The 16,660-nt window shown below is 61.9% G+C and carries 13 protein-coding genes; 5 read left to right on the top strand and 8 right to left on the bottom strand.

Translation table 11 applies throughout. The features are described from left to right. Window positions 1–107 precede the first annotated feature (107 nt). The 7 genes from PMI35_RS16355 to PMI35_RS16385 all read right to left on the bottom strand — a co-directional run bounded on the left by PMI35_RS16355 (window position 108) and on the right by PMI35_RS16385 (window position 8,363). Entirely contained in the window at window positions 108–1,520 is a 1,413-nt protein-coding gene (locus PMI35_RS16355; protein WP_008059675.1) for an amino acid permease, read from the bottom strand. A 204-nt stretch (window positions 1,521–1,724) separates the two neighbouring features. Continuing rightward, on the bottom strand, window positions 1,725–3,986 hold the full coding sequence (locus PMI35_RS16360) for a hybrid sensor histidine kinase/response regulator (protein WP_008059674.1): 2,262 nt from the start codon (window positions 3,984–3,986) through the stop codon (window positions 1,725–1,727). Further along, the gene (locus tag PMI35_RS16365) at window positions 3,983–4,729 is read right to left on the bottom strand and encodes a substrate-binding periplasmic protein (RefSeq protein WP_443217059.1); all 747 of its coding nucleotides are present in this window, start codon (window positions 4,727–4,729) and stop codon (window positions 3,983–3,985) included. Before PMI35_RS16365 ends, PMI35_RS16360 begins: the two co-directional genes overlap by 4 nt. A gap of 32 nt (window positions 4,730–4,761) precedes the next feature. Next, entirely contained in the window at window positions 4,762–5,478 is a 717-nt protein-coding gene (locus tag PMI35_RS16370) for a response regulator (RefSeq protein ID WP_008059672.1), read from the bottom strand. 74 nt (window positions 5,479–5,552) lie between these two features. After that, on the bottom strand, window positions 5,553–6,200 hold the full coding sequence (locus PMI35_RS16375; protein WP_008059671.1) for a TetR family transcriptional regulator C-terminal domain-containing protein: 648 nt from the start codon (window positions 6,198–6,200) through the stop codon (window positions 5,553–5,555). A gap of 244 nt (window positions 6,201–6,444) precedes the next feature. Next, window positions 6,445–7,236 (bottom strand): class II aldolase/adducin family protein, encoded by a 792-nt coding sequence (locus PMI35_RS16380; protein WP_008059670.1) that lies wholly within the window; start codon window positions 7,234–7,236, stop codon window positions 6,445–6,447. 77 nt (window positions 7,237–7,313) lie between these two features. Further along, window positions 7,314–8,363 (bottom strand): ABC transporter substrate-binding protein, encoded by a 1,050-nt coding sequence (locus tag PMI35_RS16385; protein WP_008059669.1) that lies wholly within the window; start codon window positions 8,361–8,363, stop codon window positions 7,314–7,316. Window positions 8,364–8,580: 217 nt separating this feature from the next. On the opposite strand from PMI35_RS16385, the gene PMI35_RS16390 reads away from it, so the two are divergent. Together PMI35_RS16390 and PMI35_RS16395 are read left to right on the top strand one after the other, a co-directional pair. Next, complete coding sequence (locus tag PMI35_RS16390) at window positions 8,581–10,542, top strand: oxidoreductase (RefSeq protein ID WP_008059668.1); 1,962 nt, start codon at window positions 8,581–8,583, stop codon at window positions 10,540–10,542. A gap of 178 nt (window positions 10,543–10,720) precedes the next feature. Next, window positions 10,721–11,317: a cupin domain-containing protein gene (locus PMI35_RS16395; RefSeq protein WP_008059667.1), complete on the top strand. Its 597-nt coding sequence runs from the start codon at window positions 10,721–10,723 to the stop codon at window positions 11,315–11,317. Here PMI35_RS16395 and PMI35_RS16400 read toward each other — a convergent pair. After that, window positions 11,314–12,246 carry a helix-turn-helix domain-containing protein gene (locus PMI35_RS16400; protein WP_008059658.1) on the bottom strand — a complete coding sequence of 311 codons (933 nt, stop codon included), beginning with the start codon at window positions 12,244–12,246 and terminating at the stop codon, window positions 11,314–11,316. The two genes, PMI35_RS16395 and PMI35_RS16400, sit on opposite strands and share 4 nt — an antisense overlap. Window positions 12,247–12,408: 162 nt before the next feature. On the opposite strand from PMI35_RS16400, the gene PMI35_RS16405 reads away from it, so the two are divergent. The 3 genes from PMI35_RS16405 to PMI35_RS16415 all read left to right on the top strand — a co-directional run bounded on the left by PMI35_RS16405 (window position 12,409) and on the right by PMI35_RS16415 (window position 16,316). Beyond that, window positions 12,409–13,767, top strand: coding sequence for a glutamine synthetase family protein (locus tag PMI35_RS16405; protein WP_008059657.1), 1,359 nt, complete (start codon window positions 12,409–12,411; stop codon window positions 13,765–13,767). A gap of 162 nt (window positions 13,768–13,929) precedes the next feature. Further along, on the top strand, window positions 13,930–15,018 hold the full coding sequence (locus PMI35_RS16410) for a polyamine ABC transporter substrate-binding protein (RefSeq protein ID WP_008059656.1): 1,089 nt from the start codon (window positions 13,930–13,932) through the stop codon (window positions 15,016–15,018). Next, complete coding sequence (locus PMI35_RS16415) at window positions 15,015–16,316, top strand: NAD(P)/FAD-dependent oxidoreductase (protein WP_008059654.1); 1,302 nt, start codon at window positions 15,015–15,017, stop codon at window positions 16,314–16,316. Before PMI35_RS16410 ends, PMI35_RS16415 begins: the two co-directional genes overlap by 4 nt. The last annotated feature ends 344 nt before the right edge of the window (window positions 16,317–16,660 follow it).

Below are 16,660 nucleotides of genomic sequence, written 5' to 3'. Positions count from 1 at the left end.
GGAGTGAGCCTGCTCGCGATGACGGCATCACATTCAACATCTCTGTTGACTGATACACCGCTATCGCGAGCAGGCTCGCTCCTACAGGGGATGTGTTGAGTCAGGGATCAGGCAGTCGGCAAACTCGGCGCCAGAACGCCCCCGCGCTTGCGATGAATGAGGAAGTACGCGCCATAACACAGCGCAATGAATCCAAAGCCCCAATACAACGATGGCCGCTGGGTTTCATCCAGTGCCAGGAACACGAACAGCGAGCAGCACAGCGTGATGCACATCAGCGGCAATACCGGGAACCAGGGTGCGCGGTACTTGAGGTCGCTGAGTTTGCCGCCGTCACGCAGGTAGGCCTTGCGGAACTTGTACTGGGCCAAGGCGATGACGATCCAGGTCACCGTGCCGGACATCCCGCTCACCGCCATCAACACCATGAACAAGGTGTCGGCGGCAATGAAACTGGTCATCAGCGACACCAGGGCGAAGCACAGGGTGATGCTCAACGCGCGCAACGGAACGCCGCGTTTGCTCAACGGTGTCAGGCTCTTGGGCGCCATGCCGGTTTTCGACATGGCCCACAGAATGCGCGTCGAGGCGTACAGGCCGGAGTTGCCCACCGACAGGATCGCCGTGAGGATCACGAAGTTCATCAGGTCGGCGGCGTAGGGAATGCCGACCATGTCGAACACCTGCACGAACGGGCTTTCCATCAACCCCGCCTGCTGCCACGGCACGATGGCCGACAGTACGACGATCGCCAGCACATAGAAGATCAGCACGCGAAACACCACGTTGCGCACGGCGCGGGGAATGCTTTTTTCCGGCTGGTCGGTTTCGCCCGCCGCCACGCCCATGATCTCGCAGCCCTGGAAGGCGTAGACCACGGTCATCATCACCGCGAACACCGCGGACATGCCGTTGGGGAACAGCGAGTCACCGATCAGGTTGGTCATCATCGGCGCCGGTGCGCCACTGGTCAGCGGGATTGCGCCGAAGATCACCAGCACACCGACCACAATGAAGCCGAGAATCGCCGCCACCTTGATCCCGGAGAACCAGTATTCCGCCTCACCGAAGGCACGGGTTGCCATCGCGTTGATGCCAAACAGCACCACCACGAACAGCGCCGACCAGTACCAGATCGGCACCGCCGGGAACCAGCGCGTCATCAACATGCCGGCGGCGGTGAATTCCAGGCCCACGGTGGTGGCCCAGCTCATCCAGTACACCCAGCCGATCATGAAGCCGGTGGCCGGGCCGATGAATTTGGTCGCGTGGGTCTGGAACGAGCCGGACACCGGCATCTGCACCGACAGCTCACCCAGGCAGACCATCACCAGGTACATCAGGAAACCGGCGACCAGATAGGCCAGGATCGCCCCCACCGGCCCGCCCTGGTTGATGGTGACGCCGGAGCCCATGAACAGCCCGGTGCCGATCACGCCGCCCAGGGACAACATGAAGATGTGCCGACTCTTCAGCGCCCGAGTCAGCTGGATGCCTTTACGATCAGTGTTTTCGTTCATGCCCGGCACCCCGACTCGCTGTGGCGGGAAGCGCGTGACCGGACGTCAGGCAGGGAGGAAGGAGCTTTACGGCAATTCATTATTATTATCTCCAATAAGCTTCGAAGACCGCGCTGCGGCGGTTGCGTCGATTATTGGAAAGCCATGTAAGGCCCTGTTGTACGTAAAGATCGAAGTTGTAGAAAGTCGTAACAAATTTGTACGTCAGCTCTGCAACAGGCCTTTGAGGGTGTGCAACGAACCTTGCAGTTGCGCTTCGACCAAGGGCACCAGCGATCGAATCGCGGATGGGTCATTGCCCAGTGCCGCGACTTCGAGGCTGCGTAATGCCGCGGCCAACGCACGAAATCCCAGGGAATCGCTGCTACCGGCCAGGCGGTGCGCCAGTTGTGCCACTTCGGTGCAATCGTCGGCCGCAATGGCTTCGCTCAATGCCTCACGGTGTTGCAGGATCGAATCGCGCAACACGGCGAGCAGGCCCTGTACTTTCTGCTCGCCAAGCAAATTGCGATGGGTCTGCAGCAACGGCCAGTCCATCAATGCGTCATCTGCTTCAGGCTGGGCGGTGGTTGCCTGCCCCGCCAGCACCTGACGCAGGTTTTCCAGCTTCAAGGGTTTGGCCAGGATGCCGTCCATGCCGGCATCCAGATAGCCGCGCACCAACGCCGGTTGCACACTGGCGGTCAAGGCCAGGATGCGCGTGTGACGGTTCGGTCCGTCGTTGCTGCGGATCTGTTCGCACAACTGCACGCCGCTCATCCCCGGCAGATGCACATCCAGCAAGATCAGATCGAAGCTGCGCTCCATGCATTGCACCCATGCCTGTTCAGCATCGTTGGCCAGCCAGACTCGATGCCCGTCCCTTTGCAGCAGGCCCTCGGCCACTTCGCGGTTCAGCGCCACGTCCTCGACCACCAGGATGTCCAGCGCCGGGCCAGCGGCATGAGTGGGCGTCGGGGCAAGGGCCTGGATGGCCGGCTGCAACGTCAACTCGAACCAGAAACAACTGCCGCGCCCGACTTCGCTGCTGACGCCGATGCCGCCGCCCATCTTCTCCACCAGGTGCTTACAGATGGCCAGCCCCAATCCCGTGCCTCCATAGCGCTGCGCGACTTCTTCGCTGGCCTGGGTGAAACGCTCGAAAATCTTCGCCTGCATCGCCGGGGCAATACCGATGCCGTTGTCGGTGACACTCACCCGCAGACGTTGCCCGTCCTGTTCTTGCTCCAATGCGAGCAACGCCACTTCGACACTGACATCACCGCCTTCAGTGAACTTGATCGCGTTGGCCAACAGGTTACTCAACACCTGGCGCAGGTATTGCTCCGCGCCGTGGTGAAATCCGGCCACCCGTTGATCGACCCGGCACTGCAGGAGCGTGTCGTTGTCCAGCGCCTTGGGTTCCAGCAGCGTGAGGACTTCGTCGAGCAACTGGCGAATGGAGAAATTCACTGGCTCCGGAAGGCTGGTGCCCTCCTCCAGCTTGGCGAAGTACAGCACTTCATTGAGGATGCTCAGCAGTCCCTCGCCGGCCTTGTGCAACGCATCCAGGCGCTTGCTGTCCTGGGGCTCGAGACTGGCACCGCGCAGCAACTCGGCCATGCCCAGGATGCCATTGAGCGGCGTGCGCAGTTCGTGGCTCATGGTCGCCAGGAACCGTGACTTGGCGAGGTTGGCCGCTTCGGCGTCGTCCTTGGCGCGCATCAGGCTGGCCGTGCGCCGCTCGACCATGCGCAGCAATTCGTCGCGGTTGTCCTGCAGGGCCAGGCGATCGGTTTCCCGACGGTCGATGTCTCTGACAATCGCCCGGCGCATGTCGTCGAGGGCATGGGCCACGGTGTCGATTTCGTCGTTTTGCGCGCCAGGCCGTTTGTCCAGGTGCAGCGGCTCGTGCCATTGCCCGGCAGCAATGCGCCGGGCAAATTCGGCCATGATTTTCAGGTGGCGGGTCACCAGGCGATAGAACAGCCCCGACAGCGCCACCGACAGGCCACAGAAAAATACCGCCATCCACAACAGGTTGGTCAAGCCGGTGGCGTACAGGCGTTGATACACCGCCCCGAGGTCGGTGCTGACCTCCAGTTCGCCGAGATGGCGCAACGGACCCGAGGGTGGTTGGTAATCGAGGGCAAAACGCTCGATGCGCAACGGTCCTGCCGGCGCGGGATTGCCTTGCACCAGGTCGAAATCCGGACCGGTCAGATGCACCCTGGCGACGTCGGAGAAATCCACCAGGCCGCGCAGTTGCACATTCAATTGCTCCTGGTTCAGGTCCCAGAGACTGCGCTCCAGGCTGGCCAGGTAACCGGCGCGGATCAGTTCCATGCGCGAGTCGATCTCGCGCATTTCCCGGCGATACTCGATGTACAACTGCACGCTGCTGGCAAGCACGGTAAAACACAGGCTGAACAGCAGGATGAACCACAGCAGGCGCCGCAGCAGTCCACCGGGACGCGCGCGGATCATTGCGCGTTCGCCGGCAGGTTGATCATGTCGCGGTAGATGACTTCGCTTTCATCGAGCAGGCGCTGCACATCACCGGCATCCACCATGCGCTGCAACTGCGCATCGATCTGCGGCATCTGGGCCGACAACGGCGAACGGCGGGAAACGGCAACGCGCAAGTAATCCACGCTCAAGGCCTTGGGCAAGGCCACGATGTCCTGGGCGCCGGGCAGGTTCTGCACGTACAGCTCGCCGGTGCGGCGCTCCTGGGTGATGAAATCGATGCGCCCGCGAATCAGCTTGCCAAAGTTCTGGCGGCTATCGGAGACCCATTCGATGTTGTTGTGCTGCGCGACCATGCGATCGAACGCCACGCCGTAGCTTTCACCGAACAGCAAGCCGCCCCGGTACTGGGCCAGGTCCTGCAGTTGTTCGAACTTCACCGGATGCTGGCGATTGATGAATAACGCCACCTCTTCGCGCAGCACCGGCACGGTGGAAAACAGCATGCTCTGTTCCCGTTGCGCGGTGCTGTAGGCCAGCACCACATCGACCCGGCCTTCGGCAGCGTCCAGCAAGCAGCGTTTCCAGTTACCCAACACCACGATCTCGACCTCGTAGCCAAGCTGGCCGAACAGCTGCCGGACCACGCTCGGCGCCAGGCCACGCACCTGCTTGCCGTCGCTCCAGGAAATCGGCGGGTATACCGGGTAATCGCAATAGCGGATCTTGTCCGTCGCCAGCACGTTGCTTGCCAACAACATCAGTAGCACCCAGAGCAACCGTCCCACCGCCGTCACGCCGCCAGGCTGGCAGTGAACAGATAACCGGCGCCGTGGATGGTGATGATCAGTTGCGGTTCGGCGGGATCGTCGTGCAGCTTGCGGCGCAAGCGTCCGACCAGCACGTCGATCGAGCGGTCGTTGGGCACCCACTCGCGGTTGCGGATCTGGTCCATCAACTGATCGCGGCTGAGGGTGTGGCCGCTGTTGCGCAAAAACACGCTGAGCAACTGATACTCGCCGTGGGTCAGCAAGGTTTCGCTGCCGGCCGGGTCGATCAGGCGCCGGCGGTCGGTGTCCAGCGCCCAGTCGGCGAACTGCTTAATCGGCTTGGTGACGGCGGCAACCGGCTGTGGCGCCTGCGCATGGCGTACCCGGCGGATCAGGTTTTTTGCCCGCGACACCAGTTCCCGCGGATTGAGGGGTTTGATCACGTAGTCATCGGCACCGCATTCAAGGCCGACGATGCGATCGATTTCGTCATTGCGCCCGGTGATCAGGATGATCCCGACTTCCGATCGCACCCGCAGTTCGCGGGTCAGGGTCAGGCCGTCCTTGCCCGGCAGGCGGATATCGAGCATCACCAGGTCGACGGCCTGGCTGGCCAGGAAGGTTTCGGCCAGTTCCGCCGTGGCGGCGCAATGCACGTCGTAGCCTTCCTGGGACAGGTAGGCATGCAACAGTTCGCGAATCAGCGGATCGTCATCGACGATCAGTACCCGAGGAGTCATTGCTGGGTGTCCTGCTTGTTTCTTATTAGAGGGCTTGCGTCAGCGCCAGAGAGTAGCCACTGCTGAACGGGTGATCAACAGCTACTCGTCTGCACGCAAAACCGCTGCCGGCCACCAGCCTGCAAACCGTCGACCCAGGCTTCGCAAATCTGGATGCCCTGCTCGGGGGTAAAGGTCCCGGGATTGAGTCCGGACTCCAGCCACAGGCCATCGAGCAGCGCGCTGAGGCTGATCGCGGCCAAGTCGGCATCGAAGTGTTCCCAGCCCTCCTCCTGCGCCAGTTCCCTGAGTACCTTGCCCAAAATTGCGCGGTACTCGCCATAGGAATGCTCGTGGGCCTGATTGATCGCCTCGGCGGTTTTCACCGCCCCCCAGAAAGCAAGCCAGGCATCGATCAGTTGCGGGTCGAGCAATTCGGCGCAGAACGAAGCACGGAAAAACGCCGACAAGCGCTCTCGGCCAGTGGGTGCCGCTTGCTCCATGGCGTCGCGCAGCAACGTCATGACGCGCCCGGTGATCGCCATGTAGGCCTCGGCCACCAGTTCGTCCTTGCCCGAATAGTGATGGCTGATCAGCCCCACCGAAACCCCCGCCTCGGCGGAAATCTTGCGGATCGACGCCCCCTGGAAACCATGGCGCTTGAGGCACACCAGCGTCGCCTCGATCAGATTGGCCTTGCGCAACTCCGGTTCCATGCGGGAAAAACGGGCTTCCTGATTCATGGGCGACATGCTCCTGCGTTCTCGATCGTTTGGGCTCGTAATTTGGCCGCGAGTTGAACGACTGTACAGCAAGAGCGTGGTTGGTCTCCAGTCGGTCATACATCTGGAAGACCGAGTTGCCGCCATCGCGGGCAAGCCCGCTCCCACAGGTTCTCGGTTGCTCGCGGACTTTATGTACACCCATTACCCCTGTGGGAGCGGGCTTGCCCGCGAAGGGGACGGTCCAAGCAACCGAGAATCTGGATCAGTCCCGATACCCCGGCGCTACTCGCTCCAGCAACCGCAACATCGCCGCCCAAGCCAATTGCATGCCATCAGGGTCGCTCAACTCGCCGTCATCCAGCGGCCGCCCCGGATCATTGAACTGGCGCTCCGTATGCGCGCAAACCTCAGCCGGCGGCAGAACCAACTCCCCGGCCGCCTGCGCGGCCAGCTGGATTTCGCAAGCCTTTTCCAGGTAATACATGCGCAAGAATGCCTGGCTCACGGTTTCGCCGACGGTCAGCAGGCCATGGTTGCGCAGCATCAGCACCAGCTTGTCGCCCAGGTCGGCCACCAACCGCTGCTGCTCACTCATGTCCAAAGCCACGCCTTCGTAGTCGTGGTAGGCCACGCGGCCGTAAAACTCCATGGAAATCTGGTTCACCGGCAACAACCCGCACTTCAACGCCGCCACCGCGCAGCCTGATTTGGTGTGAGTGTGCAACACGCATTGCGCGTCTTCGCGGGCACCGTGGATGGCGCTGTGAATCACGAACCCGGCGGGGTTTACCGGATACGGCGAAGGCTCCACAGCGTGACCGTTGAGGTCGATTTTCACCAGGTTCGACGCGGTGATCTCATCGAACATCAACCCGTAGGGATTGATCAGGAAGTGATGCTCCGGCCCCGGAATACGCACCGAGATGTGGGTGAAGATCAAATCGGTCATGCGGAAATGCGCAATCAGGCGATAACAGGCCGCCAGTTCTTCACGCAGGCGCTGTTCGGTGGCGCTGCGCTCAGGGGCGGTCAGGGCAGTGGCGAGGTTATTCATCGTTCGGGTTCTCCAGGCTGTTCGGCTGCGCAGACAGTAAGGCTGGACGCTGCGACAGGTCCAGCCATGCTCTGAACTTATTTGCTGGCCCAGGCGTTGAAGCGTTCCTCCAGTTCTTCGCCATGGTCGACCCAGAAACCGACGTTCATCGACAACGCGCCCTTGAGGTTCTGCGGCGCCGTGGGCACCCATTGCGCCAGTTTGTCATCAAGTCGCGCGGCGGCCTGGATGTTGGTCGGGCCATAGGGGATTTGCTCGACGTATTTCACCTGTGCATCCGGCTGGTTGGCGAAGGCAATGAAGCGCTTGGCCTGGTCGACGTGCCTGGAGCCCTTGATGATTGCCCAGTAGTCCATGCCGTACAGGCTGCCGGGCCAGACCAGCGCCAGGTGGCTGCCTTTCTGCGCAGCGTCGGCAATGCGCCCGCTGTAGGTCGAGGTCATCACCACGTCGCCAGCGGTCAGCCACTGTGGCGGTTGCGCGCCGGCTTCCCACCACTGGATGTATGGCTTGAGCTCAGTGAGTTTGGCGAATGCCCGGTCCACGCCTTGCGGGGTGCCGAGTACCTTGTAGACCTCTTCGGTTTTCACGCCGTCCGCCAGCAAGGCGAATTCCAGGTTGTACACCGCGCGCTTGCGCAGCCCGCGCTTGCCGGGGATTTTCTGCACGTCCCAGAAGTCCGCCCAGGACGTCGGGGCCTGGGCCAGTTTGTCGGTGTCGTAGGCAATCGCCACGCTCCACACCAGCGCGGCGGACCCGCACTCCTGCGCAGCCTCCGGGATCAACTGTTCGCTGCGGCCCAGGCGAGTCCAGTCCAGTCGCTCATACATGCCCTCCTCGCAACCGCGCATCAGGTCCGGGCCTTCAATCTGAACCACGTCCCAGTCGACGTTGCCGGTGTCGACCATGACCTTGATCCTGGCCATTTCGCCGTTGTATTCGCTCTGGATCACCTTGCTTTGATCCACCGCGGCAAAAGGCTGGAAGAACGCCACGTCCTGGGCTTTTTGTCCGGCTCCGCCGTAACCGACCACCACCATGTCCGATGCGGCCTGTGCGCTGCCCAGGCTCATCGCCAGGGTCAGCGCCAAGGGATAAAAACCGTGCTTGAGCGTATTCGATTTCATCAGTGGTTCCTCGTGCAGGTGCCAGGCGACCAGAAGTCGGCATGGCCCTTTTTTATTGTTGGTGAGGTTCGCCCCAGGAGCGGGCTCGACACGAAACTACTCAAGGCCTAGTAAAAAAACAAGTTGATTTTTTACTGAAGGTAAATTTCTATAGATCAATAATAACAACGCCGAAAACCCGGTTTTTCGGCTTCAGCCTGCCTGGAGTGCCCGTACCATGCCGACCCCGACACCTGCCTTCGCGCACCTGTTCGAGCCCTTGAAGATCCGTGGCAAGCGCCTGAGAAACCGCATCATGTCCAGCGGTCACGACACCTCCATGCCCACCGACAACCTGGTCAACGAGCAGTTGATCGCCTATCACCGGGCACGGGCCGAAGGCGGTGTCGGGCTGATCGTGCTGCAGGTGGCCGGGGTGCATGACAGCGCGCGGTACACCTCCCATGTGCTGATGGCCACCGGCGATGAATGCATCGAGGGCTACCGCAAGCTGGCGCAAACCTGCCATGCCCACGGCACTGTGGTGCTGTCGCAGGTGTTCCATCCGGGACGGGAAATCATGGAGTCCAGCGATGGTCTGCTGGCCGTGGCTTACTCGGCGTCGGCGGTGCCTAACGAACGCTTTCGGGTGATGCCACGGGCGCTGGACCAGGCGATGATCGACGAGATTGTCCAAGGTTACGCGGCGGCGGCCCGACGCCTGCACCAGGCCGGCATCGATGGCGTGGAAGTGGTGGCGAGTCACGGCTACCTGCCGGCGCAGTTCATCAACCCGCGAGTCAACCGCCGCACCGACGGCTACAACGGCGAACTGGAGCAGCGCCTGCGTTTCCTGCGTGAAGTCATCGCTGCCATTCGGGCTGCGACCGATGAGGATTTCATCATCGGCCTGCGCATCTCTGCCGATGAGCGCGACCCCGAGGGGCTGACCGAAGACGAATCCCTGGCTGCCGTGCAATCGCTGCAAGCGCAACTGGATTACGTACACATCGTCGCCGGCACCTCGGCATCGCTCGGCGGCGCCGTACACATCGTGCCGCCGATGGCGATTGAAGCGGCGTACCTGGCCAAGGAGGCCGGCACCTTCAAGGCAGGCCTACGCATTCCGTTGTTCGTCACCGGGCGCATCAACCAGCCCCAGGAAGCCGAGTTGATTCTGGCTCGCGGTCAGGCCGATGTGTGCGGCATGACCCGGGCGTTGATCTGCGATCCGCAAATGCCCAACAAGACCGACGTCGGCCGCGTCGAAGATGTGCGCGCGTGCATCGCCTGCAATCAGGCGTGCATCGGGCACTTCCACAAGGGCTTGCCGATTTCCTGCATCCAGCATCCCGAAACCGGCCGTGAACTGATTTTTAGCCAGCGCCAACCGACTGCAAAACGCAAACGCATCATGATTGCCGGCGGCGGCCCGGCCGGGATGAAAGCCGCTGCCGTGGCCGCCCAGCGCGGGCATGAGGTGACGCTTTACGAGGCCAGCGCGCAATTGGGTGGCCAGGTGTTGCTCGCGCAACTGCTGCCACGGCGCAGCGAATTCGGCGGTGCCAGCACCAACCTGCAACGGGAAATGCAATTGGCCGGCGTGCGTGTGGTGCGCAACACACGGGTCGACCGCGCACTGGTGGAACAGGAAAAACCGGACATGGTGATCGTCGCCACGGGTGCCGAGCCCTATTGGCCGCCCTTCGAGCGCGGTGGCGAACTGCAGGTGGTGGATGCCTGGCAAGTGCTGCGTGACGAGGTGCAAATCGGCCGTTCGGTGGTGGTGGTCGACTGGCGCTGCGACTGGATCGGCCCCGGTATCGCCGAGCGCCTGACCCGTGCCGGGCATCAGGTGCAACTGGCGGTCAACGGCACCCACTGCGGGGAAAACCTGCCGCTGTACGTGCGCGATCAACTGGCGGGCGAGCTGCACAAGCTCGCCATTCCGATCATCCCCTATGCCCGGTTGTACGGTTGTGACGACAACACGGTCTACTTGCAACACACCGCCAGCGGCGAGCCGATGCTGATGGAGAATGTCGATACGCTGGTGCTGTGCCAGGGTCATCAGCCGGTGGATACCCTGGGGGAGCAACTGCAAGGCCTGGTGGAATTCAGGCGCATCGGCGACTGCCTGGCGCCGCGTACCGCCGAAGAAGCGATTTACGAGGGACTTAAAGTCGCGTGGGAGCTTTAAGCCTGTTTATACTCCGGGGCTTTAATGGCTAACACCAACCCTGTAGGAGCGAGCCTGCTCGCGATGGTCGCCAACGATAACACTGGAAACCTGACACCCAGCGGTGTTCTCGAGTCCATCGCGAGCAGGCTCGCTCCTACAAGGGATTTGCGCCACTCCTCCCGGTTCGGAATTTTTCATGAGCAACAACAGCAAGACCCAGCCCGCAACCGGCAGCGCCGAACCGCATTTCCTCGGCACGCGGATTCGCGGCCTGCGTAAACGTCGGGGCATGACCCTGGCGGAACTGGCGCAGCAGAGCGAGCTGACCGCTGGCTACATCAGCCAGCTGGAACGCAACCTTGCCTATCCGTCGATCCCGGCGCTGTTCAACATTGCCCGCAGTCTCGGCGTGACCATCCAGTGGTTTTTCGCCAGCGAGGCGATCACCGATCCTGAAGACGACGGTATCGTCGTGCGCAAGCACAGCCGCTTGAACGTGCATTACGAAGACGGCATCGTCGACCAGTTATTGACCCCGCAAGCCAACCGCCAGCTGGAAATGCTCCACTCGCGTTTCCCCCCCGGCACCTACAGCCAGCAAAGCTACAGCCACGACGGCGAAGAAGCCGGCTATCTGCTGTCGGGCAGCTTCGAGTTGTGGGTGGGCGAGCGCCATTTTCAACTCAATGAAGGCGACAGCTTCAGTTTCTCCAGCCAGGAACCGCACCGCTACGGCAATCCCGGCGAGGTGGATGCGGTGGTGATCTGGGTGATCACCCCGCCAACCTTCTAACGCCGGCCGCGCCCGACTGCCTGAGCCACGCTTGCACGCTTGAGGGTGTCGCTCGGCAGTTCCTTGAACAGCGCGCGATAGCTGCTGGAAAACCGTCCCAGGTGCCAGAACGACCAGTGCATCGCCACTTCGGCCACGGTGGTTTGCGCCGGCGTGCGGCTGAGCAGTTCGCGGCGGGCGCTGTTCAGGCGGCGCAGGCGCAGCCATTGGGCCGGCGCCATGCCGGTGAAGGTCTTGAAGGTGTGTTGCAGCTGGCGCAGCGAAACCCCGGCGACCTGGGACAACGCCAGCAGGTTGAGCTGTTCTTCCGGGCTGTCCGCCGCCCATTCCCCTACCCGCTTCATGATCGCCCGCTCCCCGGCCCGGCGCTGCAGTGCGCCCTGGTCGAGGCAGACACAGGCGTTGTCGAGGATGAACAGGCAGTCGTCCAGCAACTGCTCGGTCAAGGCTTCACGGCTTGGCGGGTCGTAGGTCTGCGACAGCTGGGTCAGGGTTGCGCTGAGCCAGCGACTGAACAAGGCATTTTGCTGTGAATTGAGCGGCGCCATGAACAGCCCCTCAAGCCTGGCGACGTCCAGGGCATGGCGCTGGACAAACTCCGGCCCGAACACCACGGCGATTTCCTGGTAGTTCTCCGGGGTGATCCAGATGTTGCGGCTTTCGCCGTTCAACACGTACAGCGCGTTGTCGCTGCGGTCGAAACAGAACGCCAGCGAGCCTTGTGGCGCGCTGAAATTCTGCTCGACCCGGGTGTTCATGTGCTCCTCGTAAATCTCCACGCCCTGCAGGTCCAGATAGCGAACGCGGCCTGCGAAATGCCCCGGCGACATCTGTTGGTAGTGCTGGACCCAGCCCGGTGTGGCGCGGATTTGCTCGGCGATATCGGCCGTACTGAACGCCTGGACCTGTAATGAATTGCAGACTGTCATAGGGTGACCTTACGCACTCTTTTGGTGCGCTTTGTGCTGCTTAAAGTGGATAGATGGAACCGCAAGGCTCGCCCAAGATAGACGTCAACGCGCTACAGGGGAAGTGTCCGGCGGATGAAACCGGCCTCTCCTGGCGTTAATAAAACCAATAACGAGGTCTTTATGAATGTCCCTTTCGATCAGCTGTTCACTTGGCTGAAAGATCACAAGATTACCGAAGTCGAGTGTGTCGTCAGCGACCTGACCGGCATTGCACGCGGCAAAATCGCACCCACCAACAAGTTCCTGCATGAGCGAGGCATGCGCCTGCCGGAAAGTGTGCTGTTGCAAACGGTAACCGGGGACTTTGTCGACGACGACATCTACTACGACCTGCTGGACCCGGCCGATATCGACATGGTCTGCAAGCCGGTGTCCGATGCGGTATACGTCGTGCCTTGGGCGATCGAGCCGACCGCCATCGTGATTCACGACACCTTCGACAAGTTCGGCAACCCGATCGAACTGTCGCCGCGCAACGTGCTCAAGAAAGTCCTGCAGCTGTACACCGACAAAGGCTGGCGGCCGATCGTGGCGCCGGAAATGGAGTTTTACCTGACCCAGCGTTGCGAAGACCCGGACCTGCCGCTCAAGGCCCCGATGGGCCGCTCCGGCCGCGCCGAAAGCGGTCGCCAGTCGTTCTCCATCGACGCCGCCAACGAATTCGACCCGTTGTTCGAAGACGTCTACGACTGGTGCGAACTCCAGGGCCTGGACCTCGACACGCTGATCCACGAAGACGGCCCGGCGCAGATGGAAATCAACTTCCGTCACGGCGATGCCCTCGACCTGGCCGACCAGATCACCGTGTTCAAGCGCACCATGCGCGAGGCGGCGCTCAAGCACAATGTCGCGGCGACCTTCATGGCCAAGCCGGTCGGCGATGAGCCGGGCAGCGCCATGCATATCCACCAGAGCGTGGTGGACATCGCCACCGGCCAGCCGATCTTCGCCGATGCCGACGGCAACATGAGCGAGTTGTTCCTGCACCACATCGGTGGCTTGCAGAAGTACATCCCCAAGGTCCTGCCGATGTTCGCCCCCAACGTCAACTCGTTCCGCCGCTTCCTGCCGGACACGTCGGCACCGGTGAACGTCGAATGGGGCGAAGAAAACCGTACCGTCGGCCTGCGCGTGCCGACCTCAAGCCCGGACGCCATGCGCGTGGAAAACCGCTTGCCAGGGGCCGATGCCAACCCGTACCTGGCCATCGCCGCCAGCCTGCTGTGCGGTTACCTGGGCATGGTCGAGCGCATTGAACCGAGCGCCGCGGTACAGGGCCGGGCCTATGAACGGCGCAACCTGCGCCTGCCGATCACCATCGAAGACGCGCTGACGCAGATGGAAGAATGCGCCACCGTCAGCCGCTACCTGGGCGACAAGTTCGTACGTGGCTACGTCGCGGTCAAGCGCGCCGAGCACGAGAACTTCAAGCGCGTGATCAGTTCGTGGGAGCGTGAGTTCCTGTTGCTGAGCGTCTGATTTCCCCCGCTTCACACATCCCCTGTGGGAGCGGGCTTGCCCGCGATGAGGCCAGCAGTCTCGACATCATCGTTGGATGTCAAACCGCCATCGCGGGCAAGCCCGCTCCCACAGGGGAAGCGAACACCAGAAAATCTCAACAAATCCAAAAAAGGTGTCGATATGCGTCTATTGAAATCCGTGGTGCCGCTCGCGCTGACGGTTCTGTTCAGCGCCGTTGCCCAGGCGCAGCCACAAGTCAGCGTCTACAACTGGACCGACTACATCGGCGAGACCACCCTCGCCGACTTCCAGGCCAAAACCTCGATCAAAGTGATCTACGACGTTTTCGACTCCAATGAAACCCTGGAAGGCAAACTGCTCGCCGGGCGTACCGGGTACGACGTGGTCGTGCCGTCCAACCACTTCCTCGCCCGCCAGGTGAAGGCCGGTGCGTTTCTCAAGCTGGACCGCGAGCAACTGCCGAATTTCAAGAACCTCGACCCGAAACTGCTGGCCTTACTGGAGAAAAACGACCCGGGTAACGAACACTCGGTGCCGTACCTGTGGGGCACCAATGGAATCGGCTACAACGTCGACAAGGTCAAGCAGGTACTGGGCATCGACCACATCGATTCCTGGGCCGTGCTGTTCGAGCCGGAAAACATCAAGAAGCTCAGCCAGTGTGGCGTCTCGATGATGGACTCGGCCGATGAAGTGTTCCCCGCGGTCCTCAACTACATGGGCATGGACCCGCGCAGCGAGAACCCCGAAGACTTCAAGAAGGCCGAAGCCAAGCTGTTGAGCATCCGCCCGTACATCACCTATTTCCACTCGTCCAAGTACGTCTCGGACCTGGCCAACGGCGACATCTGCGTGGCGTTCGGTTACTCCGGTGATGTGTTCCAGGCCGCCAACCGGGCCAAGGAAGCCAGGAACGGCGTGAACATCGCCTACGCCATTCCCAAGGAAGGCAGCAACCTGTGGTTCGACCTGCTGGCCATCCCAGCCGATGCCAGCAACCCGAAAGAGGCCCATGCCTTCATCAACTATCTGCTCGACCCGCAAGTGATCGCCAAAGTCAGTGCCTCGGTCGGCTATGCCAACCCCAACCCGGCGGCCAAGCAGTACATGGACCCGGAATTGGTGAACAACCCCGAGGTTTACCCGCCTCAGGAAGTGCTCGACAAGCTCTACATCTCCACCACGCCACCGCAGTCGATCATGCGCCTGATGACCCGCTCGTGGAGCAAAGTGAAGTCCAACAAATGAACCAGAACCCACAGGAACATACTCGCTCGTATTACGCCGCGTCGGCCCATGGCATGGCGCAGTTTCCGGGGCTTGCGGCGGACCTTGAAGCCGATGTCTGTGTGATTGGCGGTGGTTTCACCGGCATCAACACCGCCATCGAACTGACCCAACGCGGGCTCTCGGTGATCCTGCTGGAAGGCCGGCGGATTGGTTGGGGTGCCAGCGGGCGCAACGGCGGCCAACTGATCCGCGGCATTGGGCATGACGTCAGCGGTTTCGCCAAGCATATCGGTGCCGAAGGCGTGAGCTATCTGGAGCGCGCCGGTATCGAATCGGTCGAGCTGGTGGGCCGGCGTATCGGCGAACACGGCATCGATTGCGACCTGCGCTGGGGCTTTTGCGAATTGGCCAACACCCCGGCGCAGTTTGCCGGGCTGAAGGCTGAATACGCAGCGCTCAAGGAATCGGGATACTCCCACGAAACCCGGTTGGTGGAACCCGGGCAGATTCGTCGGCAAGTGGTGAACTCAGGGGTGTATGCCGGCGGCCTGGTCGACATGGGCTCCGGGCACCTGCACCCCTTGAACCTGGCCCTGGGTGAAGCGAAGCTCGCGCACGCCCTTGGCGTGCAGATCTTCGAGCAAAGCCCGGTGCTGGAACTGATCCATGGCGACACCGTGCAAGTTCGTTGTGCCGGCGGCACGGTTCGCGCTGGCAGCCTGGTGCTTGCCTGCAACGCCCACCTGGAAGAACTCGAACCGAAACTCAGCGGCAAGGTACTCCCGGCCGGCAGCTACATCATCGCCACCGAACCCTTGTCCGCCCAGGTTGCCGAAGCGCTGATCCCGCACAACCTGGCGCTGTGCGACCAGAAAGTCGGCCTGGATTATTACCGGCTCTCGGCGGACCGGCGCCTGTTATTCGGCGGCGCCTGCCATTATTCCGGGCGTGATCCTGCGGATATCAGCGCCTACATGCGCCCGCAGATGCTCAAGGTGTTCCCGCAGTTGGCGAATGTGCGCATCGACTATCAATGGGGCGGCAAGATCGGCATCACGGCCAATCGATTCCCTCAGGTCGGGCGCTTGCGCCAGCACCCGAACGTGTTCTACGCCCAGGGTTACTCCGGCCATGGCCTCAACGTGACCCACTGGTGCGCGAAACTGCTGGGCGAAGCGATCCACGCCGGACACAGCCGCGGTTTCGATGTGTTCAGCGCCGTACCCCACATGACCTTCCCGGGCGGCCGCGCATTGCGTTCGCCACTGCTGGCCCTGGGCATGCTCTGGTACCGGATGCGCGAGGTACTCGGGTAACCCCCTCGCCCCTTGTAGGAGTCAGGCTTGCCGGCGAAGGCGTACTTGAGCGTTGCATTGGACTTTCGGTCGCCTTCGCCGGCAAGCCTGACTCCTGAAGAGGTCATGCGTACGGCTCCCGATCGGGCCGGCCGGCCGCCTGGCTTTTGCTATGGCTTTTGATTTTCTTGCCCCCTCACACCCTGAGCCTGTCCGTCAACCTGTGACGTCCGCCATCGGAGCCTCTACCAGCGTTGACCCAAGCCGCGTCAAAGCCTGTGGGAGATTGTTGTCTGAGTACATATCCATTGCTGCGGTACCGGCGGCTTATGGTTTCGCCCTTACGGCGACTCCCTTTTTCAAAC

This window comes from Pseudomonas sp. GM78 (assembly GCF_000282475.1).
GTDB lineage: Bacteria > Pseudomonadota > Gammaproteobacteria > Pseudomonadales > Pseudomonadaceae > Aquipseudomonas.
Note: the sequence above shows the minus strand (reverse complement) of the source record. Positions and strands in the feature narration are given on the sequence as shown.

Excerpts from the sequence above, each read along its gene's own strand:
- PMI35_RS16355 (WP_008059675.1), bottom strand. The coding sequence starts at position 1,520 with ATGAACGAAAACACTGATCGTAAAGGCATCCAGCTGACTCGGGCGCTG.
- PMI35_RS16360 (WP_008059674.1), bottom strand. The coding sequence starts at position 3,986 with ATGATCCGCGCGCGTCCCGGTGGACTGCTGCGGCGCCTGCTGTGGTTC.
- PMI35_RS16365 (WP_443217059.1), bottom strand. The coding sequence starts at position 4,729 with ATGTTGTTGGCAAGCAACGTGCTGGCGACGGACAAGATCCGCTATTGC.
- PMI35_RS16370 (WP_008059672.1), bottom strand. The coding sequence starts at position 5,478 with ATGACTCCTCGGGTACTGATCGTCGATGACGATCCGCTGATTCGCGAA.
- PMI35_RS16375 (WP_008059671.1), bottom strand. The coding sequence starts at position 6,200 with ATGAATCAGGAAGCCCGTTTTTCCCGCATGGAACCGGAGTTGCGCAAG.
- PMI35_RS16380 (WP_008059670.1), bottom strand. The coding sequence starts at position 7,236 with ATGAATAACCTCGCCACTGCCCTGACCGCCCCTGAGCGCAGCGCCACC.
- PMI35_RS16385 (WP_008059669.1), bottom strand. The coding sequence starts at position 8,363 with ATGAAATCGAATACGCTCAAGCACGGTTTTTATCCCTTGGCGCTGACC.
- PMI35_RS16390 (WP_008059668.1), top strand. The coding sequence starts at position 8,581 with ATGCCGACCCCGACACCTGCCTTCGCGCACCTGTTCGAGCCCTTGAAG.
- PMI35_RS16395 (WP_008059667.1), top strand. The coding sequence starts at position 10,721 with ATGAGCAACAACAGCAAGACCCAGCCCGCAACCGGCAGCGCCGAACCG.
- PMI35_RS16400 (WP_008059658.1), bottom strand. The coding sequence starts at position 12,246 with ATGACAGTCTGCAATTCATTACAGGTCCAGGCGTTCAGTACGGCCGAT.
- PMI35_RS16405 (WP_008059657.1), top strand. The coding sequence starts at position 12,409 with ATGAATGTCCCTTTCGATCAGCTGTTCACTTGGCTGAAAGATCACAAG.
- PMI35_RS16410 (WP_008059656.1), top strand. The coding sequence starts at position 13,930 with ATGCGTCTATTGAAATCCGTGGTGCCGCTCGCGCTGACGGTTCTGTTC.
- PMI35_RS16415 (WP_008059654.1), top strand. The coding sequence starts at position 15,015 with ATGAACCAGAACCCACAGGAACATACTCGCTCGTATTACGCCGCGTCG.